14 protein-coding genes and 1 pseudogene are annotated in these 14,787 nt (G+C 69.2%); 7 read left to right on the top strand and 8 right to left on the bottom strand.

Annotation, left to right across the window (positions count from 1 at the left end; translation table 11 throughout):
* Nucleotides 1–171 precede the first annotated feature (171 nt).
* Entirely contained in the window at nucleotides 172–684 is a 513-nt protein-coding gene (locus ACX25U_RS38045; protein ID WP_454386836.1) for a DUF3293 domain-containing protein, read from the top strand.
* 72 nt (nucleotides 685–756) lie between these two features.
* Complete coding sequence (locus ACX25U_RS38040) at nucleotides 757–966, top strand: hypothetical protein (RefSeq protein ID WP_454386835.1); 210 nt, start codon at nucleotides 757–759, stop codon at nucleotides 964–966.
* A gap of 164 nt (nucleotides 967–1,130) precedes the next feature.
* Here ACX25U_RS38040 and ACX25U_RS38035 read toward each other — a convergent pair whose 3' ends face one another.
* Nucleotides 1,131–1,844 carry a recombinase family protein gene (locus ACX25U_RS38035; RefSeq protein WP_454386833.1) on the bottom strand — a complete coding sequence of 238 codons (714 nt, stop codon included), beginning with the start codon at nucleotides 1,842–1,844 and terminating at the stop codon, nucleotides 1,131–1,133.
* 94 nt (nucleotides 1,845–1,938) lie between these two features.
* On the opposite strand from ACX25U_RS38035, the gene ACX25U_RS38030 reads away from it, so the two are divergent.
* Entirely contained in the window at nucleotides 1,939–2,253 is a 315-nt protein-coding gene (locus ACX25U_RS38030; RefSeq protein ID WP_454386831.1) for a hypothetical protein, read from the top strand.
* Nucleotides 2,254–2,486: 233 nt separating this feature from the next.
* Here the strand turns inward: ACX25U_RS38030 and ACX25U_RS38025 are convergent, their stop codons facing one another.
* Nucleotides 2,487–2,771, bottom strand: coding sequence for a hypothetical protein (locus ACX25U_RS38025; protein WP_454386829.1), 285 nt, complete (start codon nucleotides 2,769–2,771; stop codon nucleotides 2,487–2,489).
* 143 nt (nucleotides 2,772–2,914) lie between these two features.
* On the opposite strand from ACX25U_RS38025, the gene ACX25U_RS38020 reads away from it, so the two are divergent.
* The 4 genes and pseudogenes from ACX25U_RS38020 (at nucleotide 2,915) to ACX25U_RS38005 (ending at nucleotide 10,080) form a co-directional block, all read left to right on the top strand.
* Nucleotides 2,915–4,138 carry an ISAs1 family transposase gene (locus ACX25U_RS38020; RefSeq protein WP_454386827.1) on the top strand — a complete coding sequence of 408 codons (1,224 nt, stop codon included), beginning with the start codon at nucleotides 2,915–2,917 and terminating at the stop codon, nucleotides 4,136–4,138.
* Nucleotides 4,139–4,540: 402 nt separating this feature from the next.
* The gene (locus tag ACX25U_RS38015; RefSeq protein ID WP_454386825.1) at nucleotides 4,541–4,984 is read left to right on the top strand and encodes a CBS domain-containing protein; all 444 of its coding nucleotides are present in this window, start codon (nucleotides 4,541–4,543) and stop codon (nucleotides 4,982–4,984) included.
* A 49-nt stretch (nucleotides 4,985–5,033) separates the two neighbouring features.
* Nucleotides 5,034–8,738 carry an FHA domain-containing protein gene (locus ACX25U_RS38010; RefSeq protein WP_454386823.1) on the top strand — a complete coding sequence of 1,235 codons (3,705 nt, stop codon included), beginning with the start codon at nucleotides 5,034–5,036 and terminating at the stop codon, nucleotides 8,736–8,738.
* A 222-nt stretch (nucleotides 8,739–8,960) separates the two neighbouring features.
* Nucleotides 8,961–10,080: pseudogene (locus tag ACX25U_RS38005) on the top strand (integrase core domain-containing protein).
* A gap of 322 nt (nucleotides 10,081–10,402) precedes the next feature.
* On the opposite strand, the gene ACX25U_RS38000 reads toward ACX25U_RS38005, so the two are convergent.
* The 6 genes from ACX25U_RS38000 to ACX25U_RS37975 all read right to left on the bottom strand — a co-directional run bounded on the left by ACX25U_RS38000 (nucleotide 10,403) and on the right by ACX25U_RS37975 (nucleotide 14,600).
* On the bottom strand, nucleotides 10,403–10,543 hold the full coding sequence (locus ACX25U_RS38000) for a hypothetical protein (protein ID WP_454386821.1): 141 nt from the start codon (nucleotides 10,541–10,543) through the stop codon (nucleotides 10,403–10,405).
* A gap of 86 nt (nucleotides 10,544–10,629) precedes the next feature.
* Nucleotides 10,630–11,702, bottom strand: a protein-coding gene (locus ACX25U_RS37995; RefSeq protein WP_454385098.1) for an IS630 family transposase whose coding sequence is annotated in 2 segments (ribosomal slippage) — nucleotides 10,630–11,219 and nucleotides 11,219–11,702 — 1,074 coding nt in all. Because the reading frame shifts where the segments join, the coding sequence is not laid out codon by codon here.
* Between the two features lie 98 nt (nucleotides 11,703–11,800).
* A complete protein-coding gene (locus ACX25U_RS37990; protein ID WP_454386820.1) occupies nucleotides 11,801–12,151 on the bottom strand; it encodes a Rieske (2Fe-2S) protein in 351 nt (116 codons plus the stop codon).
* Nucleotides 12,152–12,153: 2 nt separating this feature from the next.
* The gene (locus ACX25U_RS37985; RefSeq protein ID WP_454386818.1) at nucleotides 12,154–13,422 is read right to left on the bottom strand and encodes an NAD(P)/FAD-dependent oxidoreductase; all 1,269 of its coding nucleotides are present in this window, start codon (nucleotides 13,420–13,422) and stop codon (nucleotides 12,154–12,156) included.
* Nucleotides 13,423–13,425: 3 nt separating this feature from the next.
* Nucleotides 13,426–13,770 (bottom strand): Rieske (2Fe-2S) protein, encoded by a 345-nt coding sequence (locus ACX25U_RS37980; protein WP_454386816.1) that lies wholly within the window; start codon nucleotides 13,768–13,770, stop codon nucleotides 13,426–13,428.
* A 104-nt stretch (nucleotides 13,771–13,874) separates the two neighbouring features.
* A complete protein-coding gene (locus ACX25U_RS37975) occupies nucleotides 13,875–14,600 on the bottom strand; it encodes a TenA family transcriptional regulator (RefSeq protein WP_454386814.1) in 726 nt (241 codons plus the stop codon).
* Nucleotides 14,601–14,787 lie beyond the last annotated feature (187 nt).

Below are 14,787 nucleotides of genomic sequence, written 5' to 3'. Positions count from 1 at the left end.
GATCTTGCACAATGTGATCCACGACGCTTTGCCCCTTGACCGGTGGTGTGGCATCGTTCCGCTCGGTCACGACGCCGATCGCGCCGAGGACCGGCTCCCACGGCCCTGTGGGAGCGAGCACCGATCTCCCTGCCGGTGGGTAAGGGGGTCCTTCGTCCACAGGAGGCCCTCATGCAGGTCACCGACGCCGCGACCACACCCCCGAACTGGGAACTCTACCGGCGGACGGTCGTCGACATCCGATTCCCGGATCGGACGGTACGGGTCGAACCGCGTCCGCGAGGCACGGCCGAGGGCCCTTTCCCCGAACTCCCGGAACCCGCCGGCACCGCCGCCCTCCACGTCGTCACGGCGTGCGACCCCCACGGCCGTCCCGCCCCCGCCGAGGACAACGCCCGCGCCCAGGCCCTGCTCCTCGACGAGCTCGACCGGCGAGGGCTCGCGTGGTGGCCCGCAGCGGGAGGCGATGCGCACGGCACGCACATCGAGCAGAGCGTCGCCATCGCCGGCCTGAACGACTCGGCGGCGCGTGAACTGGGTCGGTGCTCCGGCCAGGACGCGGTCTTCGCCTGGACCCCCGGCGCCTGGCGTCTGCTGTCCTGCGACGGCGGCGCGACGGACGTCCAGGGATGGACGGCGTTCACCAACAGGGGTTGGAGCTTCGTCACTTGGCCGCCCGCCTGACGGACCCGCGACCGGCCGCCGAAGCCCGCGAACACGCACGCCGAGACAACAGGACCAGGAACAGGAACAACGATGGGCATGTACCCCATGCGCACCCCGGACCGTTGCCCCCGATGCGGCAGGGTGCTCTCCGGTCCGCTCGCCGAGCGGGTCAGGGTCGACGGCTTCCCCGCGGAGGTGACCTACGAAACCGACCCCGTGTGCGGTGCGCGCTGGCACGTGTGGGACAAGACCTCCCCGTTGCGCCACTTGGCCCGCCCCCATGTGGACGGCACATGCTGACGTCACGATGCTGCAGCCGTACGCCCGCCCCGACGTCGACGCGGTCGCCCGGAACGTCGCCCAGCGCGCCCCTGCCGCCCGCCGCCAGAACGAAACCTCTGCCCGGCGTCCCGGCGGGTGCCTTCTTCTCTCTCGTATTGCCACAGGTCAACGACTCGTAGCGGCTACCAGCAGCCGTCACAACCGATGCGGATCACGCCCACATCCGTGCGGGAGCCGGGCGTGAGTAGTTGCGGTACAGAAAGTGCCGGTGAGATTGATCTTGCTCGGGTGCGCCTACTTCGCGGGGCTTCGAGCTGGCGGGGGACGGCGCCGGCGCGCAGTTCCTTCAGGTCCGGGATGTGGTTGTAGAGGGTGCCCGGGGAGACGCCCAGCAGCTTGGCGATCAAGATGATGGAGCGGCCGGGGTCGGGCAGCAGGTCGCGGGCGGCACGGATGACTTCCTCGGTGGCGACGGTGGGGCGTCCGCCGACGCGACCGCGGGCGCGGGCGGCGGCCAGGCCCTCGTTGGTGCCGATGACGATGAGTTCGCGGATGAACTCCGCCAGGGCGGCGAAGACGTGGAAGACGAGCCGGCCGCCGGGCGTGGTGGTGTCCAGGTTCTCGTGCAGCGAGGCGAAGCCGATCCCGCGGTCGCGCAGTTCGGCGACCATGTTGATGAGGTTCTGGAGGCTGCGGCCGTAGCGGTCGAGCGAGGGGACGACGAGGGTGTCGCCCGCGTCGAGGAAGGCGTGGCATGCCCTCAGCTCCGGGCGGAGCGCGTTCTTGCCGGACTTCTTGTCCGCGAAGATCTTCCGGCACCTGGCGGCGGTGAGCGCGTCGAGCTGCCGTTCGAGCTTTTGGCCGCCGGTGGAGCCGGGATACGGTTCGTCTGCCATGGTGTCGTGGGCTATGGAAGCGCGTGGACGCGGCGTGCGGGGGTGTCATGATCACGGCGACGCCTGGCGCGGGGCCGGCGTGCAGGAAGGGACCATGAGGCTCTATCTCGCCACACCTCTTGTTCTGCTGGCGCTGCTCATCGCCGCCTCGGGCATAGCGGCGGTTACCCGTGGCTGGGTGCTCCCCTGGAACCGGCGTTCGGTTCGCCGCGTTCGCCTCTACGGCTGGGGTCAGTTGATGCTTGCCTTCGCCCTGTGCTGGCAGGTGGTCTTCGGGCTGGTGATCAGCGGCCCCGACATCCGGGAGTGGGGGGCCGCGTCCGGCATCGCGCTTCTGCTGACCGGCATCATCGTGATGATCGTGAGCCAGCACACGGGTCGTAATCGACAGGGCACCGGCACGCCCTAGCCGTGGGGCAATCCAGGGCGGGGGCGATAACGGGGAGTTGGCGCCGTCATGCCGCCTCCCGTGGTGTGGCATGGGCGATGACCCAGTCCAGGGTGCTGCGGATGGTAGTGCGGCACTCGGTGGGCAGCAGTCCCGTAGCCTCCCCGCCCACTCTGCCCCTTGGAAGGCACTCAGGCTAGGGTGCGTTCCAGAAGTGGATCTTGATATGTAAAAATCCACTTCTGAAACGCACCCTAGCCCCATCCGTCGTTCTCGCGCGCCAGGCGCAGCACCAGAGCACGCAGTGCCTCGGGCTTGGGCGGTCGGCCTGACCGGCGGTGCGGATGGGTCCATTTCTTCGCGACCAGCCTCGCGTGCCAGCGCAGCACGGTACGCGGGGTGACCAGCAGCTTCAGCGCCGAACGGTGACACTTACTGAGCAAACGGACCAGGGATGCAAGCACCGCGCGGTCCCCGCGGGTGAAGGCCGACTTGGGACTGTTGCACTGGAGGACGGCCAACTGCTGGCGGAGCACCAAGATCTCGACGTCCTTGGCCGCAGTGGAGCGGGCAGGCGTGATGCGTGCTCGGGTCTTGGACAGGGGCTGGGTGAACGGCGAAGGGCGCGACCGTCCATGATCACGTTGATACCACTCAGCATGATCGTGAAGGCCGCGCCCGCATGCCATCCTGCCCGACCCTGCCCGCCTCCCGTCAACTCGCCGAGCAACTCGACCTCATCGGTGAGGAGTTGTGCACGCCGGAACGACTCCCGTCGCTGCTGGAGGCGGTCCGGGCGGTGCCCGACCCACGCACGCCGCACCTGGTCACGCACGCCTGGCCGATGCTGCTCGGCCTTCTCGCCTGCGCCACGCTGTGCGGGGTGCGCTCGGTGCGCGGTGTGATCCGCTGGGCGAATGGCCAGGGCGCCGGCGTCCTGGCCGCGCTCGAGGTCCCCGGCGGCGACCCCGGCCGGCTGCCGGTGGCCACTACCCTCACCCGCACGCTCGCCCGGGTCGACGCCGATGCACTGGATGCGGCTGTCGGGGCCTTCGTGCAGGCCCACGCGGCCGACCCGCTCGCGGGCATCGCCGGCGAGCCGCCCGTGCTGCAGCTGGCCGCCGACGGCAAGACGGTCCGCGGCGCCCGCGACGAGGCGGGCCTGCAGCTGCATCTGCTCGGCGTCTACCAGGTCGATCCCGGGGTGATGCTCGCCCAGCGCGAAATGCGCCACAAGCCGCACGAGACCCTTCACTTCACCGCCGCCCTGGACCTGATCGCCGACATCACCGGCGCGATCGTCACCGCCGATGCCCTGCACACCGTCGCCGACCACGCCCACTATCCGCACTCCCGCGGCGCCTTCGGGCTCTTCCCGGTCAAGGAGAACCGCTCCACCCTGTTCGCCCAGCTCGACGCGCTCGACTGGGACGAGCGCACCAACCCGCACATCACCGTGGTCCGCACCGAGGAGACCAACAGCGGCCGTCACGAGATCCGCATCGTCCGCGTCCAGCCCCTGGCCCCGGGACAAGTGAACTTCCCCCACGCCACCCGAGCCCTGCTCGTGGAGCGATACACCACAGGCCGCGGCGACGGGAAGATCCACGCGGACGCCGAACTCGGCATCACCACCGCCCCCGCCCAGACCGCCGACGCGGCCACCCTCGCCCGCTGCGTACGCGGCCAATGGGCCATCGAGGCCCAGCACTTCGTACGAGATGTGACCTTCGGCGAGGACGCCTGCCGGGCCCGCACCGGCAACCTGCCCCGCGCGCCGGCGACCTTCCGCAGCCTGGCGATCAGCCTCGCCCACCTCGCCGGATGGACCAACAACGCCGCCGCCCACGACCACTACCGCAACCACCCCGCCGACGCCCTACGCGAACTCGGTCTCACGGGATGAGCACGCATCACGCCTGGTGGAGCGGGCCGGCAGGCGCAGCCAGCCGAGAGGCAGCCGAATCGGTAGACCAGACGGAACGTCACACGTCCCGAGCTTGCGCCGAAGGACTCACGAGCACCTTCGATGTGATCACATCGTGACCCTGAAACCGCAGCTCAGCACAGGTGACAGGGTTGTCGGCACCCACACACCCACCACGGGCCGTTCTCCTCCTACGACCCGACCGGGCCGGAGACCCTCACAAAAGCACGTTGGGTGGCCGACCTGACATACGCGTCGATCACGTCCGGATGGGTATACACCGCATTCGTGATGGTTTTATACTCACGCATGATTTTTTCGGATGAGTTGGCCGGGTAGCCGATTGTGCGGGACGACCGCAGGGCGGACCTGGGAGGTGGCGTGCTGGTCAGCGACGTCATGACGGCGTTCCCGGCCCACATACGGCTCGGCGCGACCATCCGGCGGGCGGCTGAGGTGGTCAGCGTGTCGGAGGTCGGCCAGCTGATGGTCCTGGACCACGACGGCCGGTTCGTCGGGTCGCTCTCCGAGGAGGACCTGGTGCGGGCCATGCTGCCCGGCTTCGACGACGTGACCGCCGGCGGCGGCACGCTCGCCGACGCGTTCCGGATTTTCCTGGAGCGGGGCCGCGCCCTCGCCGACCGCGTCATCGACCCCCTCGTCGTGCGCGACGCGGCGACGGTCCGATCGATCGACGAACTCGCCCGGGCGGCGATCGTGATGATCGACCGCGGGATCCGAAGAATTCCCGTGGTCGACGACGGGACCCTCGTGGGCACGCTGTCCCGGGCCGATCTGTGCCGGGCGGTGATCTACCATTCCTGAACTTCGGCTGATCCTCACCGATCGGCACACCCGAGAGACCAGCGAGCGGGTGTGCGCGCTGCCGGCGACTCTCGGCCGGGACAGCGGTGCGGCGGCGGTGGTGCTGGACGACGCCACCGTCTCCCGGCGCCACGCGCGGCTGGAGATCGTCGACAACCATCTGGTGCTCACCGATCTCGGCAGCTCCAACGGAACCCACGTGAACAACGCACGGGTGACACGCCGGGTGCTCGTCCCCGGGGATCGAATACGCATCGGCCGGTACGAGCTGACGTGGACGTTCCTCGACCCGGGGGCGACGGTGCTCGTCGATCCGGGCCGGCTGACCGTGGTGCGGCCGGTTGCGCCGCCGCGCGTCGCCGCACGACGCGTGGTGGAGGCCGCCGAGGCGCACAACCGGCGGGTCGGGCACGAACTCGACGGATTCCTGTCGCTTGCGCACGGATTTCTGCCGGCCGAGCCGCCGCTGTCGGCCTTCCCGGAATCGCACCGGGCCTGGGACGAGATGACCGACCGGCTCCCCGACCTGTTCCGTCGGTTGTCGCTGCGCCGGACGTTCGATGCGATGCCGGTGCTCGACGCCCGGCCCGCGACATTACCCGACCGATACCTGTTGCGCGCCTCGACTTTGCTCGGCGTTTTCGCTCACGCCTATCAGTACATGGCGACCGATCCGCCGGCTGCTCTGCCCGAGTCGCTGCTGCGACCGTGGACCACGGTCTCGCGCCGACTGGGCAAGAAGATCCCGGCCGTCTCCTACATCGATCTGTTCTTCTACAACTGGCGGCTGCGCGATCCCGCCGGGCCGCGGGCGCTGGACAACATGGACCTGCTCGTGCCGACCTGGAACAACGCGGCGGAGCGGGTGTTCTACCTGGGCACCACCGAATTCGCGATGGGACTCACGCCCGTACTGGGCGCCATGCTGGATGCCCAGGAGGCCGTTGTCGCGGACGATCCGGCCGCCTTGGAGAGCGCGCTACTGGTGATCCTCGACCGGCTGCAGTACGTCACCCAGGCCATTTATCCGCGGATCGATCCCAACCCCCGGGCCCGGTATCCGCTCGACCAGGTGCTGTGGGCCAAGACGGTCGGCACCGCGGGAGTCCCGATCTTCGACGGCGCACCCAGCCCGAGTGGCACCGCGCAACCGCAGATCCACGCGCTGGACGCGTTTCTCGAGCGCCGAAACTACGGCTCGCTGGTCGGGCAACAGAGCGTCTACCTCGCCGGATTTTTCCCTCGGCACTGGCAGGAGCTGGTGGCCGCGTTGCGCGAGGTGTCGGTGCGCCAGTACGTCGAGGACACCCGCAACAGCACCTTGCGCGGCATCTACAACGCCATGCTCGACGCCTATGTGGGTGACCGCGGCTGGATGGGCCTGCACCGCATCAAGGCGTACGGCTTTCTGGAGGTGGCCTTCAAGGTCGGCCGGCAGGTGACGACCGGCGCCCGGTTCACCGGACTGTTCAAGGACCGGACCTGGGACAAGGTGGACACCGAGCTGGCCGTCGTCCGCGAGGAGCGCCGCCCACCGGTGGGTCCGCCAGTGGTGTTCGGGACCGCCCGTCGGGGCCGTGTCGTCACCGGAGAGTCCGGCGCCTGGACCTGTTATCCGGAGATCGACGTCACCGGGCAGGGCGTGCACCACTTGCCCGGTGACCGGGTCGGCGTGCTGGCCGAGAACGACGACGAGTTGGTGCGCCGCACCGTCGCCGCCCTGCAGGCGACCGGCGACGAGTTGGTGCGGCTCACCCCGCAGTGGCAAGCGGCGGTGGCCTGCCGGGCAGGCCACGGCGAGGTCGACGTACTGCCGCTGCGGACATTGCTGCGCTTCGCCCGGCTCCGGCCGATCGGACGGGAAGTGGCGAAACGGCTGGTGAAACTGACAGCCGTGGGCTCGTGGCAGCGAGTGGTGGACGCCCGTATGGAGGACCAGTGGGAGCTGTGGGACGCCCTGAACCTGCTGTACGCGGGCGGATATGACGTCACCCGGCTGTGGAAGGCCGATCCACGCGAGGACGACGCGTTCTGCGCGGTGATTCCGCCCGAGCCGTTCCGGCTGTATTCAATCGCCTCGGCGCCCCCGCCCGGCGGGCCGGCCACCACGCTGAAGCTGGTGGTCGCCGGCCTCGACTACACCTCCGCCCAGACGTCGTGGTCGTACTCGCGGGAACGGCAAGGCACGGCATCGCATTTCCTGCGCCGGGCGAGCGTCGAGGGTCAGCACCGGCTGTCGCTGCAGATCGTCTCCACGCCCCGGTTCCGGCTGCCGGCCGATCCTGCCCGGCCTGTCGTCATGTTCGCGGCCGGTTCCGGGATCGCCCCGTTCCTGGGGTTCGTTGCCGCGCGCACCGGGCCGGGCGAGAACCGGCTCTATGTGGGGATCCGGACGGCGGAGGAATTCGTCGAGCACCCGGACTTGGACGCGGCGGCGGCCGCGGGCCGGCTGAAACTCTCCGTCGCGTTCTCCCGCGCCGATGCCGCGATCGGATTCGACGGCCGGCGCCACGTCGTCCAAGCCGGACAGCGGCGCCGGGTGGACGACGTGATCCGCGCCGAGGCGGACGCACTCTGGGAGCTGTTGCGGTCCACCGACGACGGCGGCCGCGGTGCATTCGTCTACGTGTGCGGCAGCGCACGGTTCGCCGTCTCCGTACTCCAGGCGTTGACCGACATCGTGCCCGGCGACGGCCGCGAATTCCTCCGCCAACTGGTGGCCGACGGACGTCTGGGCCAGGACGTCTTCACCACCTACCTGGGCCACGCGCAGCAGGGTCCCCGCTTCGAGGTGTCGGATCTGGCGCAGCACAACAACTCCGAGGCGGGCTACTGGATGGCGGTCGGCGGTGCGGTGTTCGACGTCGGCGAATTCCTGCACCTGCACATCGGCGGGCCGCACATCATCCGCAATCACGCCGGGCTCGACGCGACCGCGGCGTATCGAAAGGTGCTGCACCACGCGCACGCCGAGATCGACGCCCAACTCGCGATGTACCAGATCGGCCATCTGCGCCGGCTGCAGTTCGGCGCCCGGTGGGGCGTGGTGCTCACCGAGGACGGTCTGCACGCGCTGCCGCTGGAAGAACTGTTCCGGACCTGGGTACGGTTCGTGTACCTGCTGGTCGGCATGGAAAACGCGTTGACCGCCGACTACGGATTCACCACGTCGGTCACCACCCTGGGCGAAGATCCCCGGGAGCTGACACCCTTCAAGGCGCAGTACGTCCTCGAGGCGCACCGGCGGTTCCTGGTCAGTTATCTGGACGGGCTGGTGCACGAGGACCTGCGCACCCTGTGGCAACTCACCGTCGGCTTCTGCGACCCGCACCTGGACATCCGGTCCTTCGACACCGATCTCGCCGCCATGTCCGCGCGGTCGGATGTCGGGCTGGTCCGGCATTCCGTATCCGCCGTCAAGGAGCTACTCCTCGCCGGGGACGACTCCCGGCGGGTCACGGCGCTGTGCCGCATCTACGCGCACGTCGACGTCCAACTGCTGCGCGACCTGAAAACTGCCGTGCTGGAAGGAATTCGGGCGTTCGAGATCCACGAGGCCGACGTCGTCGAGCAGGCAGGAGCCACGCTGCTGAACGCGGTGCGCAAGGCGCTCGCTGCGGTCTCGGCCTACTACCAGCGCCTCGCCGAGCAGACCCGCGGCCAGGGCATCACCGTCGACGGTGCGGTCGAGGAGGCGATCCCGGCCGACCGGGGCCTGCCCGGCCACGGCGGTCCACTACCGCTTCCCGATTGACGCTCGATCGCGATCGACCGCAGCCAGCCTGTCAGCCCGGTGCTGGAGCGACGGTGCCGCTCGGACAGCCTCGGCACCTGCTCGACGAACGTCTTGCGGGAACACTGCGGGTGCCGATAAATCATCCGCACAGGTCACGGTCTTGATCGCCGGTCTCTGGCCGTGCCCGCGTTCGCCCCGCGGTCTTCACGGGACAGGGGCCGGACGGCATCATGATCTGTCGTGCCGCTGCGTCTTGCCTATCTCGCCGCGACCAACACCTTCGCGCTCATTCGCCTGCTGCCGATGAGCGATCGGGAGAAAGACGTGGAGATCCTGGCGCTGCGGCACCAACTGCTGGTCCTACAGCGCCAGGTCGGCAAGCCCACCTTCACCGACACCGACCGCATCGTGCTTGCCGGCCTGCTCCAGCACCTTCCGATGCGGAAGCTGCGACACCTCCTGCTGCTGGTACGTCCGGACACGATCGTGCGCCGGCACCGTGACCTGCTCAAGCGGCGCCATGCCGCGACCTGCGTGCCGAAACGTCGCGGGCGCCCGCCCACCATCCGCTCGATCCGCGCCATCGTCCTGCGCCTGGCCCGGGAGAATGTCTCGTGGGGGTATCGCCGAATCCTCCCCCAGCCTTCGGCCGGGAGGTGCCCCCAGGCGAGTTCGCGGCCCTGAGCATCAAGGTCGCCGCCTCCACCGTCTGGGAAATCCTCCGCGAGCACGGCATCCCGCCCGCGCCCGAGAGGCAGAGCACCACCTGGGCTGCCTTCCCGCGCAGCCAGGCCCAGGCGTTGCTCGCCTGCGACCTGTTCGAGACCCGCACCCTGACCGGGGCGCGCCTGTACGTCTTCGCGGCCATCGAGCACGCCACGAGACGCGTCCGGATCCTCGAAGTCACCGTACATCCCACCGGGACTGGATCGTGCAGCTCTCACGCAACCTCGTGATGGACTTGGAGGACGCAGGCAGCAGGGCCAGGTTCTTGATACGCGACCGGGACTCCAAGTTCACGCCGGCCTTCGACGCTGTGTTGACCGGTGCCGGACTGGAGATCGTCACCAGCGGCGTCCGGATGCCGCGGATGAACTCGATCGTGGAGCGCTGGATCCAGACCTGCCGACATGAGCTTCTGGATCGCACCTTGATCTGGAACCAGCGGCATCTGCTCCACGCACTGGGCGAGTTCGAGTCCTTCTACAACGGGCACCGTCCACATCGGGCCCTTCGGCAAGCGGCCCCGCTCCGCCCGCTCCCTGCACCGATCACCGAACCAGGGCAGGTCAGACACCTGAAGATCCGCCGACGAGATCGACTCGGCGGAACCCTTCATGAGTACCAACATGCAGCGTGAGCTGGGCGGATGAATAATCGGCACCCACAGTCTCGGAGCGGGCGAAGCAGTCGGCCACCGAGGCCAACAGGCCCCTGAACGCGATGTCGTGGCCTTCGTGGTCTACCGTGGCCGAAGCGGCCGTCTCGTTTTGATGTTGCGTCATACGACGTCATGATCAAGGCAGCCGTCCTCGTGCCCGCAGCCACCCCCCCTCAAGTCCTGAACAGCAGCAACGAACATCGGCAGACCTATCTACAGCTGCCGTGTGCTTGAGGAGCCGGACTGCATGCCCCCTGTGGCACGGTCCTCAGGCTGTATCTCCGATGGTGATGTGGAGGGGCTACCCCAGGGCCGTGGCAACCCGCAGCAGGGTGCGGGTGGAGGGCAGTGTGAGACTGTTGTCCGGGCCGGCCCGGCGCGGCGTCAGCGGGCCGTCCTGCTGCGTGATGTCCGCCGGCGAGCGGCCCTCTATCAGCTCCATCACGATCCACGGGGCCGACAGCAGAAGCGCTGGGTCCGCGACCGGGACGCGCTTCTGAGGTTGGCTTCTCGGGGTGACATCGATCTCTACGGCGGCGCGAGGGCCAGTCCGGTCTCGGCGATGAACCCGTCGAGGAGCTCGGGCCGGTACTGCATCTTCTTCAACCGGGTCCGGGCGAAGGCCGCGAGCTGGTCGGTGGTGCACGCTGCCAGGTTGCCCAGACTCCCCTTCAGGTTCGCCCACACGCCCTCATCCGGATTCAACTCCGGGCTGTACGGCGGGAAGTGGAACACCGTCAGCCAGGATCGTGCGGCGAGCAGGTCACGCATCGCGCGGTCGGTGTGCTGCGTGGAGTTGTCCCATACCAGCACGATTTCCGCACCGAGCTCGGCGTGCGCCGCGTCCAGAAGCGCCGCGAGGTCCGGCTCCTTGAAGCCCTTCTTCTCCTTTTTCCGCCCGGCGTGCTGAACCAGCATCCGGTAGATCAGCCGGGTGCGGGTGCCGGGCTTGGTGCACAGCATCGAGGCCAGGGAGATCCGCCCGGAGCCCTTGCCGCTGACCCTGACCACCGGCGGATGGCCGCGTCGGGACCAGGTACGCGCCTTGGGCGGCCTGATGCTCTGCCCTGCTTCGTCCTCGAAGCACAGCCAGGCATCCCGGTTCCTCACGGTTTTCCCACGCGGGGCCAGGCCTCCTTGACCCAGGTCGCTACGGCCTGCTCGTCGCGTTCGGCGGCCCGGTGCACGGGGCTCTGCACGGTCCAGCCCATCTGGTGCAGGATGCGCGAGACATGCTTGAGGCTGAACCGGACGTGGAACCGGCGGGCGATCACGGTCGCCACGCGGGCCAGGGTCCAGCGCTGGTCCTCGGTCCAGCCGTGAGCGGCGGGACCGCGGTCCAGCTCCGCTTCCAGCCAGGCCCGCCACTGCGGTCGCATCCGGCTGGGGAAGCCGCTGGGCCCCTTGGAGGCAAGGCTGTCCGGTCCTTTCTCGCGCCAGCGTGCGTGCCAGGCGTAGGCCGACTTCCGGGAGACCCTCAACCGCTTGGCCACCTCGGGCGGCGGGACCCCCTGGGCAAACATCTCGGCGGCCTCGAACCGCAGCCGCTCCCGCTGGGCACGTTGCTTCGCGGTCAGGCCGCCACCATCGGGGTACCGCATACCTCCGGAATACACCCATATACACTATTCGTCACCCCGAGAAGCCAAACTCAGTTGTGACGTACGGGACCGGAGGTGCGGTGGCACCGGTCCCGCGGTCAGCCTTCGAGGCCTCCGACCAGGATTTCCCCGTTCTCCTCCCGGGCCGGATACACCTTGATCGGCTTCAGCGCCGGCGGCGACAGCGGCTCGCCCGTGTCGAAGTCGAAGACGCTGCCGTGGCAGGAGCACAGCAGGCCGTCCTCGGTGACCTTGCCCGCGGAGAGGTGGCAGGCCAGGTGGGTGCAGTAGTTGGCGCTTGCGTACACCCGGCCCTCGAAGCGGGACACCGCGAGTTCCTGCTCGCCGACGAAGAAGCGGCGTACGACGCCCTCCGGGACCTGCCCGGAGCGGGCCACCCTCACATACTCCACGGCCGTCTCCCTCTCCGAGGTCGCATCTCTGTCCATGGTCAGTTCCCTCCCGCCGGGACGGCCTCGGCCGCCTCCGTCAGCTCGTCCATGAGCTCCATCAGGTCCGTGTCCTCGTCCGCCAGCCGCCGTGGGTCGAGGACCGCCTTGCGGGCGATCAGCTCCTTCGCCGCGTAGACATCGCCGCCGCGGTCGGCCGCGAAGGCCGCCCGCAGCATGCCGTCGGCCAGGTAGAAGGCGATGAAGTCGCGGTCGGCGACCGAGCCGCGCACGACGAGGCGGTCCCAGCCGTGGGCGTCGCCGCAGTGCTGGAGGTTGAGGCCGAACTGGTCCGACCAGAACCAGTGCGGGTCGTCGTACACCACCGACCGGCCGAGGAGGTTCTTGGCGGCGGCCATGGCCTGCTTGTTGGCGTTGTCGAAGTGCTCGACGCGCAGCCGGCGGTCGAAGAGCGGGTGGTGGTGGTTGGCCACGTCACCGGCGGCGTAGACGCCCTCGACACTGGTGCGACAGTGCTCGTCGACCAGGACGCCGTTGGAGACGGAGAGGCCGGAGGCGCGCGCGACGTCCGTGTTCGGCTGCGCGCCGACGGCGACGACGACCGCGTCGCCCGCCACCTCGAGACCGCCGTCCGTGCGCACCACGACGCCGTCGGCGCTGGTCCATATCGAGCTGACCGCCTCCCCGGTGTGCAGCTCCACCCCCTGGGAGCGCTGCAGGTCCGCGCAGAACCGGCCCATCTCGGTGCCCAGCACGCGCTCCAGCGGCACGTCCGCCTGCTCGATGACCACCGGCGTGACGCCGCGCGCCAGCGCGGTCGAGGCCACCTCCGAGCCGACGAAGCCGGCGCCGACGATGACGAGCCGGCCGCCGGGCCGCAGCAGCTCGCGCAGCCGCAGGGCGTCGTCGAGGCCGCGGAGGTAGATGATCCGGTCGTCGTCCTCGGGGACGCCGGGCAGCCGCCGGGCGCGGGCGCCGGTGGCGAGCAGCACGCGGTCGGCCCGGACCCGGGAGCCGTCTTCCAGCTCCACCGCGCGGCCCGCGGTGTCGATGCGCCGGGCGGGGACGCCGAGGCGCAGCTCGACGTCGTTGTCCCGGCACCACTGCGCGGAGAGCAGCTCGGCGTCGGCGGGCTCCTGGGAGCCGTCGAGCAGCTCCTTGCTCAGCGGCGGCCGCTGGTACGGGGTGTGCGCCTCGTCGCCGAGGATCGTGAGGGATCCGGTGAAGCCGCGCCGGCGCAGGGTGCGGGCGGCCACGGCGGCGGTCTGTCCGGCGCCGACGACGGCGACGCTGCTGGGGCTGTCGGGCATGGCTTACTCCTGGACGAGCGGGGCGGGGGCGAGCGGGGCGAGGGCGTCGGCGCGGACCTGGACGCGGCCGGCCTCGACCCGTACCGGATAGCCGGGCTGGCACTCCTCGCGGTCGTCTGCCTGCCCGGTGCGCAGGTCGAAGGCCCACTGGTGGCCGGGGCAGATGACCCGGCCGTGCAGCACGGTGCCGCGGGATAGGGGGCGGCCCTTGTGCACGCAGGCGTCGGCGAAGGCGAACACCTCGCCGTTGGCGTAGAACAGCGCGATGACGATCTCGCCTATGGTCACCTGTTTCTTGCGGCGCCGGCTGAGATCGGCGAGTTCGGCGACGTCCACCCAGTCGGACATGGGTTTTCCTCCGGATCGTTCGGGTGCGGCGGCTTCGCGTATCTCGGCTTAGGGAAAGGGCGGCGGCCGGCTTTCGGCCGCCGCCCTTTCGGCCTGCTGCCGCTTTACGCGACCGCCGCGGCGTTCTCCAGATCCGGCCGTACGTAGTGGTCGTACAGCGCTCCGGTGTACGCGAAGCGCATTTCCGCGCCCCAGCGCACGAACTGGAGGCAGCGCTGCTGCAGCTGCGGGGTGTCGGCGTGGTCGAGCACGATCTGGTAACCGCGCTCGCCGTGCACCACGTCGGAGGTGATGTGCAGCTCGAAGAACTCGATCTCGTCCTCGGTGAAGCCGTACTGCTCGCGCAGCGGGATGATCTGCTTCTTGTAGATGCTCGGCACCTGCGACTCCAGGCCGACCACCAGCGCGGCCGTGGCGACCACGAAGTGCTCGCGCATCGCGACCGCGTAGCACCAGGACTGGAGGCCGCGGGTGACCGCGTTCATGTTGTTCGGGTCTTCGATCCGCTCCCGGGTGGTACCGCACGCCTCCGCGAAACGGATGAGGAGGTCGGTGTGCCGGATATCGGCGATCTCCTCCTCGTACATGTTCTGGAGGGTGAAGTCCTTGGCGTTGGTGAATTCGTCCGGGGTGTTGCCGTAGATGTACCCGAGGTAGTCCGCGAACGGACCCACGTAGTGGTAGTGGTTCTCCGCCCAGCGGGCGAAGTGCTCTCGCTTGAGCTGGCCTTCCGCCCATGCCTTGCTGAAGGAGGCGTTTTTGGCCTCACGGCCTTTGATGGCCTCTTCGAGCGCGCTGCGGAATGCATCCCGAGAGAGAAGTTCGGTCATGTTGCGGCGTCCTTTCCGCGTTCCGTGTGGCTACAAGCTAGGTGGCCCGCGTGGAGGAGAGGATGGTGTTTGTGCACAGGCCGGGCGGCGATCTGTGTGCAAGGTGCCGGTAAGCATTCAGCCTGGATCCACCGCATCACGGCTGGACTGCGGAAGGCGGAACGAGGAGAGGTGCCTGCTGACCTGC

This window comes from Streptomyces sp. JNUCC 63 (assembly GCF_054366325.1).
The sequence above is the reverse complement of the archived record's forward strand: the minus strand, read 5'-3'. Positions and strand labels throughout refer to the sequence as shown.

Excerpts from the sequence above, each read along its gene's own strand:
- ACX25U_RS38045 (WP_454386836.1), top strand. The coding sequence starts at position 172 with ATGCAGGTCACCGACGCCGCGACCACACCCCCGAACTGGGAACTCTAC.
- ACX25U_RS38000 (WP_454386821.1), bottom strand. The coding sequence starts at position 10,543 with ATGGAGCTGATAGAGGGCCGCTCGCCGGCGGACATCACGCAGCAGGAC.
- ACX25U_RS38030 (WP_454386831.1), top strand. The coding sequence starts at position 1,939 with ATGAGGCTCTATCTCGCCACACCTCTTGTTCTGCTGGCGCTGCTCATC.
- ACX25U_RS38035 (WP_454386833.1), bottom strand. The coding sequence starts at position 1,844 with ATGGCAGACGAACCGTATCCCGGCTCCACCGGCGGCCAAAAGCTCGAA.
- ACX25U_RS37980 (WP_454386816.1), bottom strand. The coding sequence starts at position 13,770 with ATGTCCGACTGGGTGGACGTCGCCGAACTCGCCGATCTCAGCCGGCGC.
- ACX25U_RS37990 (WP_454386820.1), bottom strand. The coding sequence starts at position 12,151 with ATGGACAGAGATGCGACCTCGGAGAGGGAGACGGCCGTGGAGTATGTG.
- ACX25U_RS38040 (WP_454386835.1), top strand. The coding sequence starts at position 757 with ATGGGCATGTACCCCATGCGCACCCCGGACCGTTGCCCCCGATGCGGC.
- ACX25U_RS37985 (WP_454386818.1), bottom strand. The coding sequence starts at position 13,422 with ATGCCCGACAGCCCCAGCAGCGTCGCCGTCGTCGGCGCCGGACAGACC.
- ACX25U_RS37975 (WP_454386814.1), bottom strand. The coding sequence starts at position 14,600 with ATGACCGAACTTCTCTCTCGGGATGCATTCCGCAGCGCGCTCGAAGAG.
- ACX25U_RS38020 (WP_454386827.1), top strand. The coding sequence starts at position 2,915 with ATGCCATCCTGCCCGACCCTGCCCGCCTCCCGTCAACTCGCCGAGCAA.